Raw genomic sequence first — 23370 nt, 5'->3', positions numbered from 1 at the left:
AAAAAGCCACTATGCAAACTGCATAATGGCTTCTCTCGTGATAAAAAAATATTGAATTATCTAGTCATTGTCTTTTTAGCTTCGATGCTGAGTGTTGCATGCGGTACAGCGCGCAGACGAGCCTTGTCGATCAGTTTGCCTGTAACGCGGCAGATACCGTAAGTCTTATTTTCAATACGGATCAGTGCTTTTTCCAGGTGGTTGATGAACTGGATCTGACGGCTGGCCAGCTGAGCGAGTTGTTCGCGTTCCATTGCACCACTGCCGTCTTCCATATTCATGTAACGGTTTTCAGTGTCTTCAGTACCTGCTTCATCTTTGCGAGTAATCAGGCCTTGCAGGAATCCGAGTTCTTTACGGGCTGCTTCAAGGCGGCCCTGAATCAGTTCGCGGAACTCGTTCAGTTCTTCGTCGCTATAACGGTATACCGGGCCAGATTGCATTTCCGGTTCATCAAGGATAGAACGGGTAAAATCTGGTTGGTAATTGATCATTGTTTTGCCTTGTGGCTCGTCCGTAGTTTGTTTGGATTTGTTTTCCAGACGACGGTGTGCTACAATCACAGTTGGTTTCTTTTCACCACGCGGACTTGGTGCAGGAGCCGGAGTTGGTTCCGGTCTTGCGGCAGGAGCTGATTTTAATGCAGTTGCGCTTCTGCTGGGAACTGCAGTTGCTTTTTTAGCTGCAGGAGCTGAAGCTGCGGTAGCTTTCTTTACAGGAGCTGCTGCAGGTTTTACTGTTTCTTTCTTTGCTGTTGATTTATTAGTCGTTTCCGTTTTTTTTACCATCGTTGTTTTTTTAGTTTCCGTTTTCTTCAGTGCTATTGCCGGTTTCTTAGTATTACTTGCCACTTTTTTTGCCGGAGCTGCTTTTTTTGCCGGTGTTGCCTTTACCGGCGTTTTCTTAGTGTTTGAAGCTTTTGCCACCGGTGCCGCTTTTTTAGCTGGTTTTGGTGGCGTTTTCGCTTTTACCGCAGGTTTAGCAGTTGGTTTGCTGACTTTTTTTGCGGGAGCCGCTTTAGAAGCCGCAGTTTTCTTTGCAATTGGTTTCGAAGCCACAGCTTTTTTCTTCACAGGAGTTGCTGCCTTTTTAGCGGCCTTTGGGGCGGCTTTCTTTGCAGGTGTCGATGCCTTAGCTTTTGCAGGTTTTACAGCCGGTTTCTTTTTAGTGGCCATGGCTTATGTATTTTTAGATATTAACACTTTAAGCGTTGCTTCATTTACCTCAATTTCAGTGCCAGACGTCAGCTGAGGAATGATTTCTATATTATCTGCCAAAATTTCCGCACAAATATAATCACTAAAATTTATAATTGCTGATTTTAATGGTTCATACTCTTGTATTTTTACAACAATACGATCTGTTAAATCAAGCCCTGTCTCTTTGCGGATTTTCTGTATGCGGTTTACTAATTCTCTTGCATTTCCTTCATCCTGAAGCTCTGGTGTAACTGTTACATCCAAAGCGACTGTCAAATTGTCCTTATTAGCTACTGACCAACCCGGGATATCCTCTGCGATGATGTCCACATCTTCAGTAGAGATCCGAACCGGTTCATTGTCAATAAGAATGTCAAAATATTTATTTCTTTCCAGATTTGCAATATCCTGTTGATTCATTTTTCCAATCTCTGCCGCCACAGCCTTCATTTTTGCACCCATTCTCGCACCCAGGGACTTAAAGTTTGGCTTCACTTTCTTCTTAATGAACCCTTCAGTTTCAGTCAAGTATTCAAACAATTTTACGTTCACCTCATTCTTCACCAGTGCTTCTACTGCCTGAATCTGCTCATGCATATGAGCATCCAAAACGGGTATCAAAACTTTCTGCAATGGTTGACGAACTTTGAGGTTCACTTTTTTACGGATAGACAGAACCAGCGAAGTAATATCCTGCGCGAGGTGCATTCTTTCTTCGAGGCCGGCGTCTATTGCTTGTTCTTCTGCCGTAGGGAAATCTGCCAGATGAACTGATACCGCTTTGTTGCGTCCTGTCACCTGATTGAGATTGGTAAATAACCAGTCAGAGAAGAACGGAGCGATTGGCGCCATCAGTAAAGACAACGTTTCCAGGCATTCGTATAATGTCTGATAAGCAGAGATCTTATCGTGCTCATATTCTCCTTTCCAGAAGCGGCGACGACAAAGACGTACGTACCAGTTACTTAATTGTTCATCAAGGAAATATTCAATTGCACGACCAGCCTGTGTTGGCTCATAGTCGTTCATGAAACGGGATACATCTTTAATCAGCGAGTGCAGTGAAGAAAGTATCCAGCGGTCAATTTCCGGACGTTCGTTGATTGGAATATACTTTTCTCTGAAAGCAAATCCGTCAACATTTGCATACAGCGCAAAGAACTGGTACGTATTATATAAGGTACCGAAGTGTTTGCGTTGTACTTCTTTAATTCCCTCAACGTCAAAACGAAGACTATCCCAGGGAGAAGCATTGGTAACTAGATACCAACGTGTAGCATCAGCGCTATATTGGTCGATGGTTGCAAATGGATCTATCGTATTGCCTTTGCTTTTAGCCATTTTATTACCGTTCTTGTCCAACACCAAACCGTTGGAAACAACCGTTTTATAGGCTACGCTATCAAATAACAACACACCGAGCGCATGTAATGTATAGAACCAGCCGCGTGTCTGATCTACCCCTTCAGCGATAAAATCCGCCGGGAAGCTATGTTTCAGTTTTTCTTTATTCTCAAACGGATAATGCCATTGCGCGTAAGGCATTGCGCCAGAGTCAAACCAAACGTCAACGAGATCCGATTCACGGCTCATTGCATTCCCACGGCTATCCACCAATACGATTGCATCTACATAAGGTTTGTGCAGATCAAAATTACGTTTAGGCGTTTCAAGACGCAGGTCGTTCTGTGCTGTCGGTTCCGGCGTTTTACCGTCCAACAGCGCCTGCAGATCTTCGTCAGAAGGATTTTCAGAACCTGTAAAATCAGCGACCTGGTTCAGGTTGAGGATTTTATCAGCCTTTTTCATTTCTTCCACCAGTTCTTTCACCGAACCGATACATTTTTTCTCTGCGCCATCTTCACTTACCCAAACCGGCAACGGAGTTCCCCAATAGCGACTACGGCTCAGGTTCCAGTCCACCATATTTTCCAGCCAATTGCCAAAACGACCCTCGCCGGTAGCTTTCGGCTTCCAGTTAATCGTCTTGTTCAGCTCGATCATTCTGTCTTTAACCGCAGTAGTACGGATAAACCATGCATCGAGCGGATAATAGAGCACCGGTTTGTCGGTACGCCAGCAATGCGGATAAGTGTGTTCGTATTTCTCTACTTTGAAAGCGCGACCTTCCAGTTTGAGTTTTACAGAGATGTCTACATCCACATCTTTATAATCGGGGTCATCTTTGTAATTCTTCACATAGCGGTCAGCCCATTCACCCATAGATTCGATGAATTTGCCTTGCTTGTCTACCATTACAAGGATGCCGATATTATTCTTTTTACCTACTTTGTAGTCATCTGCACCAAAAGCAGGAGCAGTATGTACGATACCAGTACCATCTTCCGTAGTAACAAAATCACCTGTGATCACGCGGAACGGATCGCCGCCAGCTATTTCAGCAGTATTGCCCGGTGTTGGTAATAGTTGCTCGTAACGGCATTGGTCAACCTGTTTGCCTTTGAACTCTGCCTGGATATGCCATGGAATAACTTTGTTTTCCGCAGTATAACCAGCGAAATCGCCATCTTGTCCTTCCGCTTTAAACCATTTGCCCAGCAATGCTTTTGCTAAAACAACGTTTTGTGGCTGATGTGTGTATGGATTGAAAGTCTTAACCAATACATAATCGATTTCCGGACCTACGGTCAAACCGCAATTGGAAGGCAACGTCCAGGGAGTTGTCGTCCAGGCCATGAAAAACACATCATCAGAACCAGCTGCCTGAAACAGGAATTCTGAATTAGTATCTCTAACAGCTTTGAACATCGCAACAACCGTCGTGTCTTTTACGTCTTTATAGGTACCAGGCATATTCAGCTCAGCATTGGAAAGACCCGTGCCGGCAGCTGGAGAATATGGCTGAATACTTACACTTTTATACAGGAGGTCTTTCTCAAACAATTGTTTGAGTGCCCACCACAAGGTTTCAATATATTTATTATCAAACGTGATATACGGATCAGAAAGATCCACCCAATACCCCATTTTTTCGGTGATCTCAGACCATTTGTCTTTGTAGCGCATGACCGCTTCCCGACATTTCTGATTATATTCTTCTACCGAAATTGTTTTACCGATATCTTCTTTTGTAATGCCTAGTTCCTTTTCAACGCCCAGTTCTACCGGAAGACCGTGCGTATCCCAGCCAGCTTTTCTTTTTACCTGGAAACCCTGCATCGTTTTATAACGACACACCAGATCTTTCAGCGTGCGGGCAATAACGTGGTGAATACCCGGCATACCGTTGGCGCTTGGCGGGCCTTCATAAAACACAAATGGCTGTGCACCATCGCGTTGGCTTACGCTCTGCTCAAAATATTTTCCTTGTTTCCAGCGTTGCAGAAAGTCCTGCTCGATGGATGGCATATTTAACTGCTTGTATTCTGTATATTTAACCGACATAGACTAGGCCCTAAGCTAAAAAAAATTGTCGCAAAGTTACAATTATTATTTGGTAATGAGATCGTTTTCCCTTATCAAGCCATCGCTTGGGGAAAAGTTTAGGAAAAGTTTTATAATGCGGCCAGGCTGAGCATATAGCAAAAACAGCAACCTACATAAGGCTGCTGTTTTTATATAAGTTGAAAAAATGTTTTAAATCAATATTAAATAAGCGTTACTGCTTGCAAAAAATTGGATTCGGACATAAAATAGAGCGGGCGGAACGGAAACTCATCATATCCAATTTACCTTCCAGCTTACGTGATTTTGCATCCGCTACCACGGCATCGCCGAATTTGGCGACGTAAGCTTCTGCCGCTTTTTTCTGGTCGTCGTTTGGCTGACCGCCGTTAAACATCTTTTTAGCCCCGTCGTTCACAAAGGAATTCAACGTCTGGCGAACATCGTTATTAAAATGATAGCCGGCAGCAGTTATTTTATCAGTTATTACTTTCTGCAAATGCTGCTGATAGTCTGAAAGCGAGATTTTATAGCTGGACTGATGCTTTGTCAAAGAGGTAGAAGAAGCTGTTGTTTGCGCCAGACTTATGCCTGTTGCAAAACCAACTATGGCAATAGAGAGTATTAATTTTTTCATATTAGCTGTTAGTATTGATGGTGTATTTAAGAAATACCAATATACGCTAATAGGTTAAAAAGTTAATAGGTCAATATGTTAATGGGATTTGAGTTATAAGTTTTAAGTAGCAGGTTTTAACTTATTGCTACACTTAAAACGTTCAAATCAAATTATGTATAACCTGACTAGCCGATTCTCAGCCCGTTCTCCACCTTTCGTTCGGTTTCTAACAGCGTGATGGTTGGCCCATCTACAGAACCGAGAATGAGACATTCACTGAAAAAATTAGCAATCTGCTTGGGTGGGAAATTAACGACCGCTACTACTTGTTTTCCAATTAATGTTTCAGGCGTGTACTGAACGGTAATCTGCGCGGACGTCTTTTTAATGCCTAATTCACCGAAGTCGATCTGCAATTTATAAGCAGGTTTGCGTGCTTCTTTAAATATTTCTGCTGCGATGATGGTTCCGGTGCGGATATCTACTTTTTCAAAATCGGACCAGGTGAGATTGTTCATTTGTGATTTTCTATTTTATGATTTACGATTTCCCAACGTGGATCAACGGATTCTCTAATTGGTATTCTGCAGCTGCAACGTGCGACGCAACTCAGGCTTAACCGGAGCGGACGAGCTGGCTGCAAAATTTTTATTAAAGGATTTTATTGCTCCACATAATTCTTCGGATCGAGCGCGGCGGGTGACCAGGCTTTCAGGAAGTCCTCCACTTTCTTTGGATCGTGCCCTTTATCCTTTTCGAGATAAGCCGAGTTTTGTGTGTGAAGGCGATTGCCTTTTGCATCAAGGATCACGAACACCGGATAGCCAAAGCGCTGCGGATAGCCCAATTGCGCCAGCGCCTTCTCGTTCTTGTTTTCTTTGCTGTAATTGAGATGCACTACCACATAATTTTCATTCATGATGCGATGCAGCGTCGTATCAGTATTCACCAGCGTATTGAAACGAATACACCAGATACACCAATTGCCGCCCACCTGAATAAATACATGCTTTTTCTCCTTTGCCGCTTTTGCCACTGCATCTTTAATCTGCTTAGCAGCATCTGCTTTCGGATCATAGATATGCGGCTGCTCTTTTTTTACGGAATCCTGCTGCGCATGCACATTGCCTGCAAAGACAAACAGCATGCTGAATAACAATAACCAGTTTTTCATACATCGCAAAAATAGTTGACAGTTCACAGTTGACAATGGGCAGCCGGCAACTTTAACAGCTTCGCTATTTTGCAGGCTTTGCAACTTTATATCTTCCAATCTTTACAATCGTCATTGTTTTGTATTTTGCCGCGGCATGGCTGCAACGAAAAAATCTCCGGATAAAAAATCTTCAGGTAAAAAATCGCCCGGTAAAAAAACTTCGGGTAAAGGATTCTGGCGCTTACTGAAACGCACGGTGCTTGTACTTTTCCTCGCTTCGATTGTTTATACAGTGCTTTGTCGCTGGGTGTTTCCGCCCATTACTGTAACGCAAGCCGGTGCATTTTTCAGCGGCTACGGATTGAAGCGTGACTATGTAAGCTGGGATGAAATTTCTCCGAATGTAAAGCTCGCTGCGATTGCCAGCGAAGATCAGCTTTTTGCAGAACATGGCGGTTTTGATTGGAAAGCGATAGAAAAAAGTCTGGATGCAGATCAACAGAAACGCAAAAAGAAAAAACGCGCTTTGGGCGCCGCAGCCAGTACCATCAGTCAGCAGACGGCGAAGAATGTATTCCTCTGGCAGGGCAATGGCTGGGGACGTTATGTGCGCAAGGTGCCGGAATTGTTTTATACCAAAATGATTGAATGGACCTGGGGCAAAAAACGCATTATGGAAGTATATTTGAATGTCATTGAAATGGGGCCGGGCATTTATGGCATTGAAGCTGCTTCTGAAACCTATTTTCATAAACCGGCAAAGAACCTGACGCGTGCAGAAGCTGCAATGATTATTGCCTGCTTGCCGAATCCGAAAAAATTTACGGTCGTGCCAATGAGTACGCGCGTAAAATGGCGATATCCAAAAATTATGACGCAGATGAATAATCTGGATGGCGACGAGGATGTAATGGCTTTGATCCAGTAAACCCTGGCATGATTTTTACATCAAATCAGTAGTTATTGAGGCTTTTAAAGTGGTTTTCATGAAATTTTTCCATTTTTTGACTTATGCTATTGTCTTGGGATTTTTTGCAGTTGCCTGCACCAGGGAATCGCGCCCCGTTGCGACAGCCCACCTTAATGCGCCCCAGAGCACTACTTCAAGAAATTACCTGCTGGATAATGATTTACTTCCTGTAGCAGATGGCGCAGATTCTCTCTCCCGCCAGTTGCCACAACAATGATGCTTTCGTTGTAACATTGCATTCTTATGCAACTGATACAAGCCGCTACTACAAAAGACATTCCTGCAATTCGTGATCTGAGTTTGCGCATCTGGCCAGATACATATGGCCAGATTCTAAGCGCCGAACAACTCAATTATATGCTGGACATGATGTATAGCGAAACTGCCCTGCTCCGCCAGATGGAGGAAGGTCAGCAATTTATTCTTATCTCGGAAGATGATCAGCCGCTTGGATTTGCAGCATACGGAAAAGCAGATAACGACATCACGTGGAAGCTTCACAAAATATATGTGCTTCCCAATATTCAGGGAAAAGGCCTGGGCAAAAAATTGCTGGAATATGTGATCTCAATGGTAAAAAAAGCCGGTGCCCAACAACTTATTCTAAATGTGAACCGATATAATAAAGCCCGGCAGTTTTATGAACGGCTGGGCTTTACTGTGCTGCGCGAAGAAGATATTAATATCGGCAGCGGTTATTTTATGAATGACTATGTAATGCAGTTAAGTTTTTAACGATTTACAGTAAACATTTTGGTAGTCTGCTGACCGTTAGCGGCTACCATTTTCACGATATAATTTCCTGCATTAAAACCATCGAGCGCTACTTGCTTATTATATGTTTTAACAGCATTTTCCGACCATGATTTCATCACGTGGCCCTGCATATCATAAATAGCCACATTAAACTGTTGCGGTTGCTCCCAATTCATTCCAAAATTCAGCACATCAGTTGCCGGCGATGGATACAGATTCAGGAACATCGGTGTTTTATCAAGATTAGCAATTCCGGTAGGAACAAAGTTTTCGTAATAGAAATTGCGTGTAAAATCATTTGTTGCAAAGTTCCAGGCGGTACCGTCCCAACTGCGGGAGACAATGGTAAGCGGCTGACTATAGGTGTTGTAAGTCCATTCTGTGAGCGAAGCATTCACATATACACTGCCATTCCATTTTTTAGCAAGATCAGATAGCATATTGTGGTTGGCATCATAAGTGTAAATATGATATTCGCTTTGCGCCCAGGCGTTATTTACCCAAACTAATTTGTAAGCAGACTGAACATCACTGTCGGTGCCTGTATAATCGTAATCCCAATGTTCTGAAAACATCCATCCGCCTGTAGTGCTATCATGTACCTGAGTCGTTTTTGCAGAAAGACGGGTGACTGAATCATAATAAAAACTATCGAGCTCATTGTCTTGCGAAGCGCCAGTTATCTGAATAGTCTGATCATAACTCATCACAAGATTTCCGTTAGCATCATAATCAAAAAATCTTCTGTAACCCGGAGCATTCAGCATTGCCAGCAAACGAAAAGGACTATAAATATATGAATTGTTATAGTCGAGGCTATTGTTCCATCCGCCGCCAAACCACATTTTCATCGTGGTCTTGAGCAGATAGTTGTTGTCATAATTATAGTAGTACTGTTTTGAATTCTCCCAATCACCATTACTACCATCCCATGTCTGCGGCCAAAGAGACGCTACAAGCCCTTGCTGATTGTAGGTTTGCATACGGCGCACGGAAGGATATGCGTAACCGTACTTGAACATATAAGTTACGCTGGTGTCGAAGTTGACATTATCATCATTGGCGTCTTCCCAATCAGGATTGCCACCGCGGCCAGCACTGTATATATAGGAAAAAGAGTCGGCAGCTGCCAGTTTACTACCATCATATACATAATGCGATTTCGCTATCAGCCGGGATGTACTAGTATTCACATTCCCATTCGACGGGGAGGTAAGCCCAGACGAATTAAAATGCGGGAATACGCCCGAAATAGCTACTCCTGTTTCTTTTGCAGAGGCAGGAACAACTTCTAAACACAATAGAATGGCGGCAAGCGTGTAAAGTTGTTTCATGTAAATGCATTTTGGCGGTTAGCAACAAACCAGAATGGTATTATGAAAAATACGTTAATTATTTAAGATTAGAAACAGTTTTCTGATTATGACTAACTGATGACATACATAACAGGAAAACTTTTTCAAAAAAAAACAGGGTTCGTCCTAACGTTTCTAAGTTTTATAACGTCAAGATAATAAACCAAGAACAGGAAGCTACTATTTAAGACAGGCTATTAACCATTAACCGTTTGGGCGACCAGGAACAAATATCCAATAAGCGCGATCACAGCCAATCAACATTCGTTGCGGAGGACCTCCCGCAACTGATAGCGGATTGCATTGCCCAAAACCGTTCTTCGCAGAAAAAACTGTATGAAAAATACGCTCCCGTTATATATGGTATCATCAGACGATACATTTTCAGTCAGTCCACAGCCCAGGAAATTCTGAACGACACATTTTACAAAGTATTTACGCGGCTCAGCCAATATTCATTCAGCGGATCTTTTGAAGGCTGGATGCGCAGAATTGCTGTAAATACCATTACAGATTATCTCCGGAAAAACATTAAGCACGAGCAAGTGGTGCAAATTGACAATGTTTCGATAGAACCATGGGTGCCAACTGATATTATTGGTAAAATAAACTATAAGGACCTTTTACAAACCATTCATACACTACCCGACACGCAGAAAACTGTCTTCAATCTATTTGTCTTTGAAGACATGTCGCACAAAGAAATTGGTGAATTACTGGGCTTAACAGAGAATAATTGTCGCTGGTACCTGAATGACGCAAGAAAAAGATTAAAAGAAAAAATTAAAGCGCTCACACCGTGAGACTATAATGGAAGAAGGGCAAAAACATATTGACGATTTTTTCCGTGAGGAGCTAGGCAACTATACAGAGATGCCTCCGGAAAAAGTGTGGGAAGATCTCAGTCAAAGACTGGATGACGCCCGCAGGCCACGCTTTTGGGGCTGGTGGCCGTGGATCGTCGTGCTCTTACTGATTGGTTCTGTGGCGGGTTACATGGTGCTGAGCAAAAAACACACGTCAGATAAAGAAGGTATTGCAACAGCTGTTATCGACAAAGGAATTTCTGTTTCTTCAAATGGAATTAATGAGCCTGACGCCGAAAGCTTAAGACTGAAAGTCAACAGTGATAATACACAGGTAAAACCAATAGACACGACACAGCGCACTCATTTTGAGGAAAAACAACTGAGCGCCGTACCGAAAGCAGAAAACAAAAAGCCTAATGTCCAAAACGATGTGACCCACACGTCAAACGGTACAGCTATGTCTAAAAAGCCAGGCAAAAAGCAAAAAATGCCAAATACCACTGCGTTCGATAACGTTGCGGCAAGCGGACCAGTCGCAGAAAACGGGCAAACAAATGGTACAACAGAACCGGAAAACAAAAAACAGAAATCACAAAACAGCGTAGCGCAGACAGCAAGCGCTGTAACGGCAACAAAAACTCAGAGCAGAAAGCAAAAAACGCAAAACAATACTACATCAAATAATATCGCTGATAACCCAAAAGCAGATAATGAGAAAACTAATAGCGCGGCGAAAACTCAAAGCGCAAAACCTGTGCAAAACAATACCGCCGCCCAGACGGCAGGTGGTATTGCAATAACCAAAGCGCAAAACAAAAAACAAAAAACTCAAAGCGCAACTACACCAAATAAAATTGCGGCAAACGAGCAAGATTCCGGAAGCAAAGAAACACATAACGCAACGGCAAAAAAATCTGCCGCAAAAGCTCAGGGCAAACAGCCGAAAGCTCAAAGCAATAGCACGCCTACGCCAAATGTTGTTGCAGAAAAAACGCCAAGCAGTACAACATCAAATGAAGTAGCTATCAACAAGCCAGCTGAAAACAAAAAGAACAATAATACCAGCCAGAAAAAATCTTCCATAACACCGAATGCTAACACCAGCCCCTATAAACCAAGGGCGACGCAATCAAATCCGGCAAAAGCTGTAGCGGTAACCGCTGCTCCCGATAACAGCAAAAAACAAACAACTGAAAAAAATACCGTAACCGGTAAAAAAACAACAACAGCACAACCTGCGGCAAATAATAAAACAACAAAAACTCCGGCTACAGCCAACAATACGAATAAACAGACTTCTGTGGTTCCGGCTGCAGACCAGGACAAAAAGCCTTTACCCCAACAGAAACCGGATAACGCTGTTGCAAAAACAAATACTTTCCAGCCGACCCCAAATCCACCTAATAATTTATTGGTAAAACCGGCAGAAGAACAAAAGAAAGGATTGGACAACGAAAAGGACGATGAAGAAGATGATAAAACACCAATGACAAATGACGATGATGATGACAACGATCCAAAACCGCAACAACCACAACCTGCCGCCGAACATGATCCGCGTGCAGGTATTCCCGTAAGCGGCTATATCGACAAGGCTGTAGCTCCGCAGCCAAAACCAGAGTATGACGAAGACGATCCTGCAGATAAAAAGAAAATAGAAATCGTAAATCCTGCAGGTGGTGCGGGTGGAGACATGTCGCCATCAGTACGCCCTGACCGTAAAGCGCCCAGCATGCTTGAAGGCGGTGCCAAGTTCGGATTTGAAAAAGGATTCAGTACCACGACAGCCAATAAATGGGTAGCCACCATTTACCTGCAGTATAATCTTACGCCGAAAGCTGCGTTCCTCATTCAGCCTTCGGTGAAGTTTGCACAAATGAACCAAACGATCAATTCGAGCCAAAGCTTTTATAATGTGACTGGCACCACTGTTTCCAGTACACAGCGCACGGACTCTATCTCTGCGCCACCGTTCTATGATACAGTCTATAATTATTATTATAAGCAGACCTACGATTCCATGCACGTAAGTCACACTAGCACCAAAAACTACGTAGAGTTTGAGATTCCGCTGATCTTTAAATATGCCATCGCCGAAAATCTTTCTTTGCTGGCAGGTGTGACCATGAATTTCGGCAACATCCCAACGGTTTCATCATCCACGAAAACCTACACTGGCCTTACGCTGCAGGATTCAGTAGTCAATGTGCACAATAACCCAAACTACCCGATCAGTGTAAACGATAGCTTCCACCATACAGCGCAGCCATATAGCAGTTACAATCCAACTGCCGATCAAAATTCTACCACCAACCCGCTCCGTTTTGGTTACTTACTTGGCATGAATTATCTGCTCAAGGACCGCGTGCTGTTTGACCTTACCATCCAGCAGTCTTTCTCTAAAATGACCAATGTGTCAAACGCCGATATACGCAGCGTGCTCACACAGCCTTATGTACGGTTTTCGGTAGGTTATAAGATATTCCAGAGCAAAAAGAAAACGCCGCAGCAGTAAATTCAAAAGTCAAAAGTCAAAACGTAAACGCGAGTGTATTTCTTTGCCACCGGCATCATTACTCCGATTGCACTCCCTTGCGTCGCACGCTTCAACGCCAGAATCATTCCTGATTATGTTGTTGCAGCAGAATTATTTTACTTGCCATGACGGAAGAATACATCTCAGGAATTTGGATTATACACCCTGGGTGCTTCCTCGCTCATTGCGTGGAGGAGGAACGACGACAAAGCAAACTGCACAAAATGCGTTAACCCGCTCCCACGGGTCATCGCGAAGACGACGCAGGAGGATGTGGCGACCTGATTTCGCGGTGAGGAAAAACGCAATACGCAAGACCATCATTACATAAGCCCCTTCCTTCGTCAGGGTGGCAAACGCGAGTGGACAACTCTTGTGGCCCCTTACTCACATAAACGTGCAGATCGCCACGTGCCTCGCGATGACCATGTTTTGTAACCATAAATAATGTAAAACTCGCCACAGACAGCACTCGCGCGGGTCATTGCGATGAGTTGGCAAACAGCAAAGCTGTGAAAACGAAGTAGCAACCTGATTTCGCGCCGGGAAAAACATTACACTCCTGCCCTCATTCCGCGGGATACTTCCTTCCTCAGTGTGACCAACACGAGTGGCCCACATTGTCCTTCGCTCACATAAACTTGCAGATCGCTTCGTGCCTCGCGATGACCATGTTTTGTAACCATAAAATGTAAAACTCGCCACAGACAACACTCGCGCGGGTCATTGCGATGAGTTGGCAAACAGCAAAGCTGTGAAAACGAAGTAGCAACCTGATTTAGCGCCGGGAAACACATTACGCTCCTGCCCTCATTCCGCGGGACACTTCCTTCCTCAGCGTGACCAACACGAGTGGCCCACATTGTCCTTCGCTCTTACAAACCTGCAGATCGCCACGTACCTCGCGATGACCGTGTTTTGTAACCATAAATAATGTAAAACTCGCCACAGACAACACTCGCGCAGGTCATTGCGATGAGTTGGCAAACAGCAAAGCTGTGAAAACGAAGTAGCAACCTGATTTCGCGCCGGGAAAAACATTACCCTCCTGCCCTCATTCCGCGGGACACTTCCTTCCTCAGTGTGACCAACACGAGTGGCCCACATTGTCCTTCGCTCTTACAAACCTGCAGCTCGCCACGTGCCTCGCGATGACCATGTTTTTATACAACTCGCGTGGGGTAAAACTCGCTAGGGGCAACACTCTCGCGGGTCATCGCGAAGACGACGCAGGAGGATGTGGCGACCTGATTTCGCGGTGAGGAAAAACGCAATACGCAAGACCATCATTACCTAAGCCCCTTCCTTCGTCAGGGTGGCAAACGCGAGTGGACAACTCTTGTGGCCCCTTGCTCACATAAACTTGCAGATCGCCACGTGCCTCGCGATGACCATGTTTTGTAACCATAAATAATGTAAAACTCGCCACAGACAACACTCGCGTGGGTCATTGCGATGAGTTGGCAAACAGCGAAGCTGTGAAAACGAAGTGGCAACCTGATTTAGCGCCGGGAAAAACATTACACTCCTGCCCTCATTCCGCGGGACACTTCCTTCCTCAGTGTGACCAACACGAGTGGCCCACATTGTCCTTCGCTCACATAAACTTGCAGATCGCCACGTGCCTCGCGATGACCTTGTTTTTATACAACTCGCGTGGGGTAAAACTCGCTAGGGGCAACACTCTCGCGGGTCATCGCGAAGACGACGCAGAGGATGTGGCGACCTGATTTCGCGGTGAGGAAAAACGCAATACGCAAGACCATCATTACCTAAGCCCCTTCCTTCGTCAGGTGGCAAACGCGAGTGGATGGCTCATACTGTCCTTCGCTCACATTGCGTCACCTCCCCTTGCGTCGAAAAGAACAAACACGACAGAATACCTACCTAAAACGCTATAAACTAATATCTTGATTTATTTCGGCAGTAGGTCCACCTATACCTAAGGGTAGGTCCTCCTACACTAAAGGGTAGGTCTACCTATACCAACATGTAGGTCTACCTACACTAAAGGGTAGGTCCACCTATACCAACATGTAGGTCTACCTACACTAAAGAGTAGGTCCACCTACACCAACAGGTAAGTCCACCTACACCAAAGGGTAGGTCCACCTACACCAACAGGTAAGTCCACCTACACCAAAGAGTAGGTCCACCTACACTAAAGGGTAGGTCCTCCTATACCGAAAGATAGGTCCTCCTATACTAAAGAATAGGTCCACCTATCCGAACCGATAGGCTGGCGGAGTCTTCCAAAGGGTGACTTGTGTCTAAACGACCTGCCAGTCTGAGACTGGCCACTTTATAGACACAGGAGCGCTGCGCCAACGCCTGCGCCAATTTGGACCGCGTGAGGGATAGTAGCGGAAAGCCCACAGCGAAACGAAGTGGAGCGAGGACTTGCAGCGGATAGCCCGACCCGAAGGGGCACGCCCCTATTTATGGGTTATGAGCTATTTTCCATCGCGTCCTTCGCCCTCATTACGCGGGACCTCTCCTTCCGTCGAGGGGACACATAATTTACTCTAAAAAACATTTAAAAGCCTGTGATTCATCGGCACCTTCAGGCCCTACTGAAAAAAAATAAAAAAAATCATTATTAGCAGGAAGTCCGGGGTCGATACAAAGCTTCTGGTCAGGGTTTGATTTTAACGAAATGCTCGTGTCGTCATTGTACAAAATCGCACATCCAGCGGTCGTCCAGCACGCCAGCTGCACATCCTTATTTACATCTAAGAAAAGATTGTCATCGCGTTGAAGAAACAAATCACCATTGATGACGACCCACTTGACGCGAAATGCTGTATCTGCGTCCGACAGTTCGATCCATTTTTTCTTAGGCAAAGCAGGATTATATCCGATATACCCAAAAGCCGACGGTGTTCCCATATTTAAACACCGCATTTGTCCCCATTTGCCGTCTATTTGTGGCATTCCCATGATTCTGTGGTTTTTTATGAGGGAAAATACAATAACCTTTAAAACAAGATTGACTTTTTTCCCCTTCCCTTCGGGCGTCAGTTCTTCCATCATCAAAGGATCCGCACAGCACCGCAGAGACCGCCGTGAGCCCCTTCAACACCGCTCCGGGTGACAAACCCGCGCTGAAAATCCTTTTCCTTTAAATGAGTTAAATGATGCAAAACAGCAAAGCGCGCCATTGCTGACGCGCTTGTTTACCGGACTGTTGCTAACATGTATCTTAATCCGTTTTAGAATAACGGCAATTGTCTGTTTTGAATACGGCGAAATGCTTCTGTGTTTAGTTCTTTGGTTGTTTGGTTGAGTCCGAATTTGCGGCAGTACAGATGAAATTGATCGCGGATGAGCTCTGCGAATTTGCCATCGCCTACCATACGGTTTCCAAAACGACTGTCATTTACGTGCCCTTCGTGGCAAGCAGAAATGAGGTTCCAAACTTTTTCTGCACGATCGGGAAATGCTTTAAACAGCCAATCTTCAAAGATCCCGCCAATCGCGCCATTCAACCGTACTACTGTATAACCCGCCCACTGCGCGCCAGCTTCTGATGCGGCTTTCAACACATCGTGCATATGATTGTCGTTGAGCCCCGGAACGATTGGCGCATTCATAACCCCTGTCGGAATGCCATTGATCGCCATCGTTTCGAGCACTTTCAAACGTGAACGATAAGATGCTGTACGCGGTTCCATTTTCAGCCGCAGATTTTCATCCAGAGAAGTAATAGAACTATACACACGAATCAGATTATGTTTCGCCAGCTCCTGGAAAATATCGATATCACGAAGCATCAGCGCATTTTTACTAAGCACACCTACCGGATTTCTAAACTCGAGACAGATCTCAAGCAACTTGCGCGTAATACGCATTTTTCGCTCAATTGGCTGATAGCAGTCCGTATTTCCCGACAATGAAATCGGTGCTGGTGTCCATTTTTTGTTTTCGAAGAATTTGCGCAGCAACGCAGGTGCATTTTTCTTTACTACAATGCGGCTTTCAAAATCAAGACCGGCACTATAGCCCCAGTACTCGTGTGAATTGCGGGCATAACAGTACACACAGCCATGCTCACAGCCCTGATAAGGATTGGCAGAATACAACATGCCCACATCCGGACTTTTCACTTCATTGACCAGCGTTTTACTGTCGTCATAAATGTATTCTGTTTTACGGTCTTCACGCTCCCAGTCATCGATGGCCTCCACATGCTCCTGGATGTACGCACCTTTCAAAAATCGGTTTTGCGGATTAAACTGCGCACCTCTTCCCTTATCAAAACGGCCATCTGCTCTCTGACTAATCATAATTTCTCTGTTAAGTAGTTAAAATGTGTGTTGGTTAAATCCGGTCTACCGGTATTTTTTGTTTTCATAGTGATAGGACACAGGGGCCTCGGGCTCTTTTTTCACATGTCATTCTTTAATTCGTCTATCGATCATTGCTCGTCTTCTTCCAGCAAGTATTTATTAAAATGGTCTCCTTCGTAGAGGTCTTTCACCGACCCGAAACCAATGGCGTCTTTCATTGCATATGGATTGATCGTCTCTGAAGCTTTACGCACACTGTTCTTCCCATATTTATCTTTTATACCGTACATCACAAGCCGCAGTTTATCCTGACTGATGCGGTTGTCAAACAGACTATATTGCACTGCTGCATCAGTGATAAAATCATGAACCGTGACGCCGATATTTGCCGTCTGGTCATGCAGCAAGGTTTTCAGCCCGTGTGATTTTTCATATGCCTGCATCCGGTCCATAATATAACTGCGCATCTCCATGGCATCCTGAACAGGATATTGAAACTGAATACGCGCATCCCAGTTTGTGAAATCTTTGTACCGAAGATGGAAACTCAATCCGCGACAAAAAACTTTCTGTTTCACTAACCGTTGTTCCAGTCTGGTGCAAAGCGCAATCAGCAAAGAATCCAATCCCTGCACCGTGCTTCGCTGTTCCGGCGAGGTGGTACGGGTGGCGCTCATGGCCCGGTAATCATTCTTATAAAGATCTACTTCCATGAAATTGAGGCGACAATGCCAATAGTATCCTACAATTCCACCAAAGGCTTTTCGCAGCAAAGCCTGAGAGCTGTTTTTCATTTCGAGCGGCGTCCGGATGCCAATTGTCTGCAAACGTCTTTCGTTGGCGTTGGCAATACCCGGAAGATCCGTCAGCTTCATTGTTTTGAGATACCCATCAATATTCTCCGGTGTAATCTCCACCAATCCGTCTGGTTTCTGCAGCTCGGTTCCCAGCTTGGCCAGAAAGGAATTAGGCGCAATACCGATGGAACAAGTCACACATTCACCACATACATTCCGCAGGTCTGCTTTAATCTTCAGCGCTATTTCCTTAAAGTCTTTATAAACCCATCGATAACTCGTAAAATTCATCACCGCCTCGTCAATACTCTTCGCGATCACATCATCGCAATACTGAAACAGCACTTTCATGATCATTAAATGATACTCACGATAACGGGCTGGTCTGGTAGTGACCGGAATAATATCCGGACAAAACATTTTACAATCCGGCAACCGCATTCCTGTCTTTACTCCCATTCGTTTGGCTTCGATTGAAGCTGCAATCACAGAAGCATTCGGACTGTTATAAGTACAAACGCCAATTGGCTTTCCTCTTAAATCTGCGTTATCTTGTTGTTCGCAGCTCGCAAAAAAACTGTTCATGTCGACGTACATCACGACGGCATTCGGATTGACAGTTATTTTATTTTGCGAAAAGCGAGCCATGTGTTAACTTTGATACCAATAATATCATTGTTTCGATATCAATAATACCAACCTAAAATGAATACACAAAATTTTTTTTGGGCTTCGAACCTGAAATATCTCCGCAACCGGAAGCGTTTAAGCCAGGATGAACTTGCTGAACGATTGAGTATCACTCGGGTAAAGCTGAATGCGCATGAAAATGGGCGCAGTAAAAATCCTCCGGTAGAAGACCTCGTCCGGATCTCCGATTTTTACAAAATCAGTATCGATAATCTCCTGAAGGTGGATTTAAGTAAGCTCGGCGAACTCAAATTGCGGGAACTGGAATCGGGAAATGACGTGTATGCAATGGGCACTAAAATGCGGATTCTGGCAACAACCGTCGATAAAGACAACAATGAAAATGTAGAAATGGTGCCGGTGAAAGCCAAGGCTGGTTATGCTGCCGGTTATGGCGATCCTGATTTTATTGCACAACTACCGGTTTTTAATCTGCCTTATTTACCAAAAGATCGCAAGTATAGAATGTTTCCAACCACGGGTGATTCTATGCTGCCGATTCCGGAAAACGCGTATGTGATTGGCGAATATCTGGAAGACTGGCATTCTATTAAAGGAGACATGCCCTGCATCGTGATCACGAAAAATGACGGCATCGTATTTAAACTGGTAACAAATTTACCAGAGCAAAGAGCCATGCGATTGAAATCCCTCAATACGCAGTATGCACCATATGAAGTGCACACAGGTGATATCCTTGAAATCTGGAAGTTCAAAAATTACATCAGTGACAGTCTTCCGGAATCAGAAAGTTCGCTGCAGGAAATAGCGAGAATGGTAATGGAGATAAAGGGCGATGTGAAGAAACTTAGCCTAAAGCCTAAAGCCTAAAGCCTAAAACGCTGAGGTCTTTTCCAATCATAGCGACGTCAATTATTTGACGTAACTGAAGTTTTAAATTTCCGGGGTTACCAGCTTCGTAGCTCCGGTTCATCATCGTTGCGTCGCATTTCGTTCATCAACAATGCTACTATCAGGCTTTTCCCGTAAACTGTTTTCTACGTTATAACTTAACCGCGAAATCAGATTCCGACGTCATATCTTCCTGGAATGCGCGGCATGGCCGTGGAGGCCCTCACTATGCAGGGTACTTCCCTTCCCAATATCCCCATTTTTAATTATTTTATAACATTTGAAGCTGGCTTATTTTAATGGTTTTACCATAAAAGCCACCAATAGTTTTATGCAGCGTTATAATCTACTAAAATGCCTATATGCCCTCCCCCTCTGTTTTATATTGAATCAAGCCTCCGCTCAGGAACTTATTAAGAACGGATCATTCAACAGCACTACCGCCAACTGGACCACAGCATGCACATCTGTTGAAGCACAATATTACGAAACAACCTACGGTGGTACATCCAGCACCAATCACGTTGCAGAAGTAGATGATGAATCCTGTTTTTACCAGACTGTTTGTGTGCTGCCGGGCATGAATTATACATTCAACATGAATGCCTCGCGGAGAACTGGTAACGGCACCGCCCCCAACCCCGTAACGACGCATATAAAAATAGAAGGACTCAATACTGCTAACACAGTAGTAGGCGCAGCATTGGTCGACATGGATTTTAGCCGCACAAATACTAGTTTTTCGCTGACCCCGGTAACGGGCATTCCAACTTTCAACGTTCCGCTGGGCACCATCGTAAAACTTAAAATATCACTGACAGATAATACTACTGGCTATGCCACACTCGGCATGATTGTAGATGACATCAGTCTCACATTTACCACACCACCTAAAATGGTAAGTGCTGACACTATTTGTCAAAACGTAAATCAAACTTTTACCGTGAGCAATCTGCCAGCATCCGGCATCACTTATAACTGGAGCTTTGGCACCAATGCTACACCAGCTACTTCAACCGCATCCAATCCATCGGTATCCTGGAGCACGATTGGGCTGCAGCAGGTGCGCTGCATTCTGAGCAATGGTAGCTGTGACGTAGATACGGTATTGAAGAACGTGTACATCGGCAATAATCCGGTAACACCAACAGTGACGTCTCCCATAAAATATTGCGTCGGTGATGTGGCTAGCCCGCTCACCGCAACTGGCACCGGTCTGCAATGGTACACAAGTTCTTCCGGAGGTACTGCTTCTTCAACGCCTCCAACACCCAGCACGGCGACGTCGGGCAATACCACTTATTACGTAAGCCAAAAATCCGGCAACTGCGAAAGTCCGCTGGCTGCTATTACCGTTGAGGTGCATGATAATGCATCGGCAGCGTTTACTTACGATATTCACTATGGCTGTGATGTAGATTCTGTAGTGTTCAACAACCTCTCTGTGGGCGGCGGCAATTACGAATGGAGTTTTGGCGATAATACCGGCTCCACACTACAAACGGTATCGCATATTTATACAGCCAAAAGCATTTTCAACGTAATGCTGAAAAACAAAGGTGATTATTGCCGCGATTCCGTCAGCCAAAGCTTAGACTTACAGCACCCGCTGCATGCCGCATTTAACTATAGCAAAGACACGATCTGCCAAAACCAGACGATCAATTTCACCAACACATCTACTGCAACAACACAAAACAATATCGCTCCAAAATACTTCTGGGATTTCGGCGATGGCAATACGGACACCACACAAAACCCATCACACACATTCGTGAAAGCGGGCATCTTTACGGTAAAATTTGCCGTAGAGAATTTTGTTCCTTGCAGCGATACCGCCATGCATATCGTATATGTAGACACGATTCCGAGCATTAATATGGATTATGGCGACAGCCTCATTTGCCAGGGCAAAGCGATTCAGATGAATGTGGGTTATGAAAGTATCGGCAATACCGGCGTGCGTTGGGATTTTGGCGACGGCACCATCATTACAGGCCGTACTGCAGTGCAGCACGCTTACGACAGCGCAGGTATTTACACCGTAAAAGTAACCGCGACTTATCGCATTTGTCCGGATACAACAGCCAGCACGCAGGTAAAAGTAAAACCGTATCCAAGAATGGATCTGGGCCGCGATACAGCAATGTGTCCAAACGCAGGACCGATTGTACTTGCTGATTTCCGCAACGCCAGCAACCCGGATGTAAAATGGATTTGGAATACGGGCGATTCAACTTATAAAATATTGGTTGCACAGCCAGGGCTGTATTATGCAACTGCAACTCTAGATGGTTGCTCTGTAAGCGACAGCGTAGATGTGCGTCGCGATTGTTATATCAATATTCCGAATTCCTTTACACCAAATGGTGACGGCACAAACGATTATTTCTTCCCCCGTCAATTCCTTTCTAAATCAGTTGAAGCTTTCCGCATGCAGATTTTTAATCGCTGGGGACAAAGCATTTTTGAAACAACGAGCGTGAATGGTCGCGGATGGGATGGGAAATTCAACAATGTCGATCAACCGACAGGTGTATACATTTACATGATTGATGTGGTGATCGCTGGCACAGCCCCAGAGCATTATCAAGGGAACGTTACGCTGCTGCGCTAATTTTCCGCAAAGGCATAGAAATCCTCTCACGACGGCACTACGGCGCAGCACTATTCGGATTATGTTGCACGTTGTGTCGTTGTTGTGCCGCGAGAAAGAATCGATTTTAACACAGCGGTTGAAGGCCCAGTAAAATTTCCGCGAGCCCTATAATCTTCGGATCGCCGGTATGTTTGCCAGGTTCGTCCGAAAGCTTTATAGTTGGCAGCCATTTGTTACCTGGTTGCGCGGCGCTGAGTTTAATCACAATATTCATCGGCGGCAGACCTACGTCGTTAGTCAGATTCGTACCAATACCAAAAGAGCAATTGATCTTACCCTTGCAGTATTGCGCGATTTGCGCGACCTTGTCAAAATTGAGCGAGTCTGAGAAAATAATGTTTTTGTACAGCGGTTCGATCCCTAACTTTTTATAATGCTGTACCGTTTTATCGGCAAACACCAAAGGATCACCACTATCATGCCGCACGCCATCAAACAGCTTTGCAAACTTGCGATCAAACTGTTCGAAGAAAATATCGGAAGTGTACGTGTCCGAAAGTGCAATGCCCAGATCTCCGCGATACACGTCCACCCAGTGTTCCAGCGCCATTGCATTCGCCATTTTAAAGCCGTAATGCGCCGCATGATACATAAACCATTCATGCGCGTGCGTACCAATCGGCTTGGTTTGATACAGCATCGCCATATGCATATTGCTGGTGCCGATGAAACTGGGACTGCCATATTGTTTCAGCGCATCCAGCACCAAACGATGCACTTTATAAGAATGCCGGCGGCGCGTACCGAACTCTGCAACTGTTACACCAATATCGTTATAATTATCCGCCTTCGCTTTGGTAATGGCAATGACCGCATCGTCGCTCACCCGCTGCATATGATGTGCTTCGTAAAACAATTCACTCACCAATGAAAGCAGCGGCACCTCCCATAAAATAGTACGATACCAGTATCCAGTGATAGTGATACTTAGCGACGCTCCATCCTGATGAATGGAAACCTCCGACGGATCATAACGATAGCCTTGCAGAAAGTCGAGATAAGTGGGATCTAAATACGGGCAGGTAACTGTAAGAAATTGTTTTTCATCGCGGGTAAGTCTCAGATCGGCCATGGCATCCACCGAAGCCTTCAGTGTCGCAGCAAAACCTTCGGGAAATTCATGTTTGCCGCGATTGATAAATTCATAACTGACTTTGGCATTGGGAAACAATTTTACCACAGCCTGCTGCATGGTAAACTTATAAAAGTCGTTATCCAGAAATGAAGGCAGCGTCACCATTGTTGGTCGGTTTTAGTTCTAAGCTAGTGAAAATCGCC

The 23370-nt window shown here is 44.8% G+C and carries 18 protein-coding genes; 8 read left to right on the top strand and 10 right to left on the bottom strand.

Going from position 1 to position 23370, the window contains the following annotated elements:
- Nucleotides 1-56: 56 nt before the first annotated feature.
- Nucleotides 57-494, bottom strand: a complete 438-nt coding sequence (locus tag DN068_RS22410; protein WP_243630289.1) for a TraR/DksA family transcriptional regulator — start codon at nt 492-494, stop codon at nt 57-59.
- On the opposite strand from DN068_RS22410, the gene DN068_RS22405 reads away from it, so the two are divergent.
- On the top strand, nt 487-1251 hold the full coding sequence (locus DN068_RS22405) for a hypothetical protein (protein ID WP_243630288.1): 765 nt from the start codon (nt 487-489) through the stop codon (nt 1249-1251). The two genes, DN068_RS22410 and DN068_RS22405, sit on opposite strands and share 8 nt — an antisense overlap.
- Here the strand turns inward: DN068_RS22405 and ileS are convergent.
- The 4 genes from ileS to DN068_RS16625 form a co-directional block, all read right to left on the bottom strand.
- A complete protein-coding gene (gene ileS / locus DN068_RS16640) occupies nt 1179-4604 on the bottom strand; it encodes an isoleucine--tRNA ligase (RefSeq protein WP_111000068.1) in 3426 nt (1141 codons plus the stop codon). The genes DN068_RS22405 and ileS overlap by 73 nt on opposite strands.
- 214 nt (nt 4605-4818) lie before the next feature.
- On the bottom strand, nt 4819-5241 hold the full coding sequence (locus tag DN068_RS16635) for a hypothetical protein (RefSeq protein ID WP_111000067.1): 423 nt from the start codon (nt 5239-5241) through the stop codon (nt 4819-4821).
- 167 nt (nt 5242-5408) lie between these two features.
- Entirely contained in the window at nt 5409-5741 is a 333-nt protein-coding gene (locus DN068_RS16630; protein WP_111000066.1) for a tRNA-binding protein, read from the bottom strand.
- A 143-nt stretch (nt 5742-5884) separates the two neighbouring features.
- Entirely contained in the window at nt 5885-6397 is a 513-nt protein-coding gene (locus tag DN068_RS16625; RefSeq protein ID WP_111000065.1) for a thioredoxin family protein, read from the bottom strand.
- Between the two features lie 136 nt (nt 6398-6533).
- Here DN068_RS16625 and mtgA point away from each other — a divergent pair, with 136 nt between their 5' ends.
- The 3 genes from mtgA to DN068_RS16615 are packed head-to-tail and all read left to right on the top strand — an operon-like array spanning nt 6534 to nt 8084.
- Complete coding sequence (gene mtgA, locus DN068_RS16620; protein WP_111000064.1) at nt 6534-7307, top strand: monofunctional biosynthetic peptidoglycan transglycosylase; 774 nt, start codon at nt 6534-6536, stop codon at nt 7305-7307.
- A 58-nt stretch (nt 7308-7365) separates the two neighbouring features.
- Nucleotides 7366-7566, top strand: a complete 201-nt coding sequence (locus DN068_RS21980) for a hypothetical protein (RefSeq protein WP_123985386.1) — start codon at nt 7366-7368, stop codon at nt 7564-7566.
- 26 nt (nt 7567-7592) lie between these two features.
- Complete coding sequence (locus DN068_RS16615) at nt 7593-8084, top strand: GNAT family N-acetyltransferase (RefSeq protein WP_111000063.1); 492 nt, start codon at nt 7593-7595, stop codon at nt 8082-8084.
- On the opposite strand, the gene DN068_RS16610 is transcribed toward DN068_RS16615, so the two are convergent.
- A complete protein-coding gene (locus tag DN068_RS16610) occupies nt 8081-9439 on the bottom strand; it encodes a T9SS type A sorting domain-containing protein (protein ID WP_111000062.1) in 1359 nt (452 codons plus the stop codon). The two genes, DN068_RS16615 and DN068_RS16610, sit on opposite strands and share 4 nt — an antisense overlap.
- A 233-nt stretch (nt 9440-9672) precedes the next feature.
- Between DN068_RS16610 and DN068_RS16605 the strand changes: the two genes are divergently transcribed.
- Nucleotides 9673-10263: an RNA polymerase sigma factor gene (locus tag DN068_RS16605; protein WP_165836427.1), complete on the top strand. Its 591-nt coding sequence runs from the start codon at nt 9673-9675 to the stop codon at nt 10261-10263.
- 7 nt (nt 10264-10270) lie between these two features.
- Nucleotides 10271-12784, top strand: a complete 2514-nt coding sequence (locus DN068_RS16600) for a hypothetical protein (RefSeq protein WP_111000060.1) — start codon at nt 10271-10273, stop codon at nt 12782-12784.
- Nucleotides 12785-15325: 2541 nt separating this feature from the next.
- On the opposite strand, the gene DN068_RS16595 is transcribed toward DN068_RS16600, so the two are convergent.
- The 3 genes from DN068_RS16595 to DN068_RS16585 form a co-directional block, all read right to left on the bottom strand.
- Complete coding sequence (locus tag DN068_RS16595) at nt 15326-15835, bottom strand: hypothetical protein (RefSeq protein WP_111000059.1); 510 nt, start codon at nt 15833-15835, stop codon at nt 15326-15328.
- A gap of 182 nt (nt 15836-16017) precedes the next feature.
- Nucleotides 16018-17091, bottom strand: a complete 1074-nt coding sequence (locus tag DN068_RS16590) for a PA0069 family radical SAM protein (protein WP_111000058.1) — start codon at nt 17089-17091, stop codon at nt 16018-16020.
- A gap of 131 nt (nt 17092-17222) precedes the next feature.
- Complete coding sequence (locus tag DN068_RS16585) at nt 17223-18539, bottom strand: DNA polymerase Y family protein (RefSeq protein ID WP_111000057.1); 1317 nt, start codon at nt 18537-18539, stop codon at nt 17223-17225.
- A gap of 57 nt (nt 18540-18596) precedes the next feature.
- Between DN068_RS16585 and DN068_RS16580 the strand changes: the two genes are divergently transcribed.
- Nucleotides 18597-19412, top strand: a complete 816-nt coding sequence (locus DN068_RS16580) for an XRE family transcriptional regulator (RefSeq protein WP_111000056.1) — start codon at nt 18597-18599, stop codon at nt 19410-19412.
- A gap of 406 nt (nt 19413-19818) precedes the next feature.
- Nucleotides 19819-22050 (top strand): PKD domain-containing protein, encoded by a 2232-nt coding sequence (locus DN068_RS16575; protein ID WP_165836426.1) that lies wholly within the window; start codon nt 19819-19821, stop codon nt 22048-22050.
- Between the two features lie 106 nt (nt 22051-22156).
- On the opposite strand, the gene pncB is transcribed toward DN068_RS16575, so the two are convergent.
- Nucleotides 22157-23332, bottom strand: a complete 1176-nt coding sequence (gene pncB / locus DN068_RS16570; protein ID WP_111000054.1) for a nicotinate phosphoribosyltransferase — start codon at nt 23330-23332, stop codon at nt 22157-22159.
- Nucleotides 23333-23370 lie beyond the last annotated feature (38 nt).

The organism is Taibaiella soli (assembly GCF_003236175.1).
GTDB lineage: Bacteria > Bacteroidota > Bacteroidia > Chitinophagales > Chitinophagaceae > QKTW01.
This window is presented reverse-complemented; position numbering and strand designations above follow the sequence as displayed.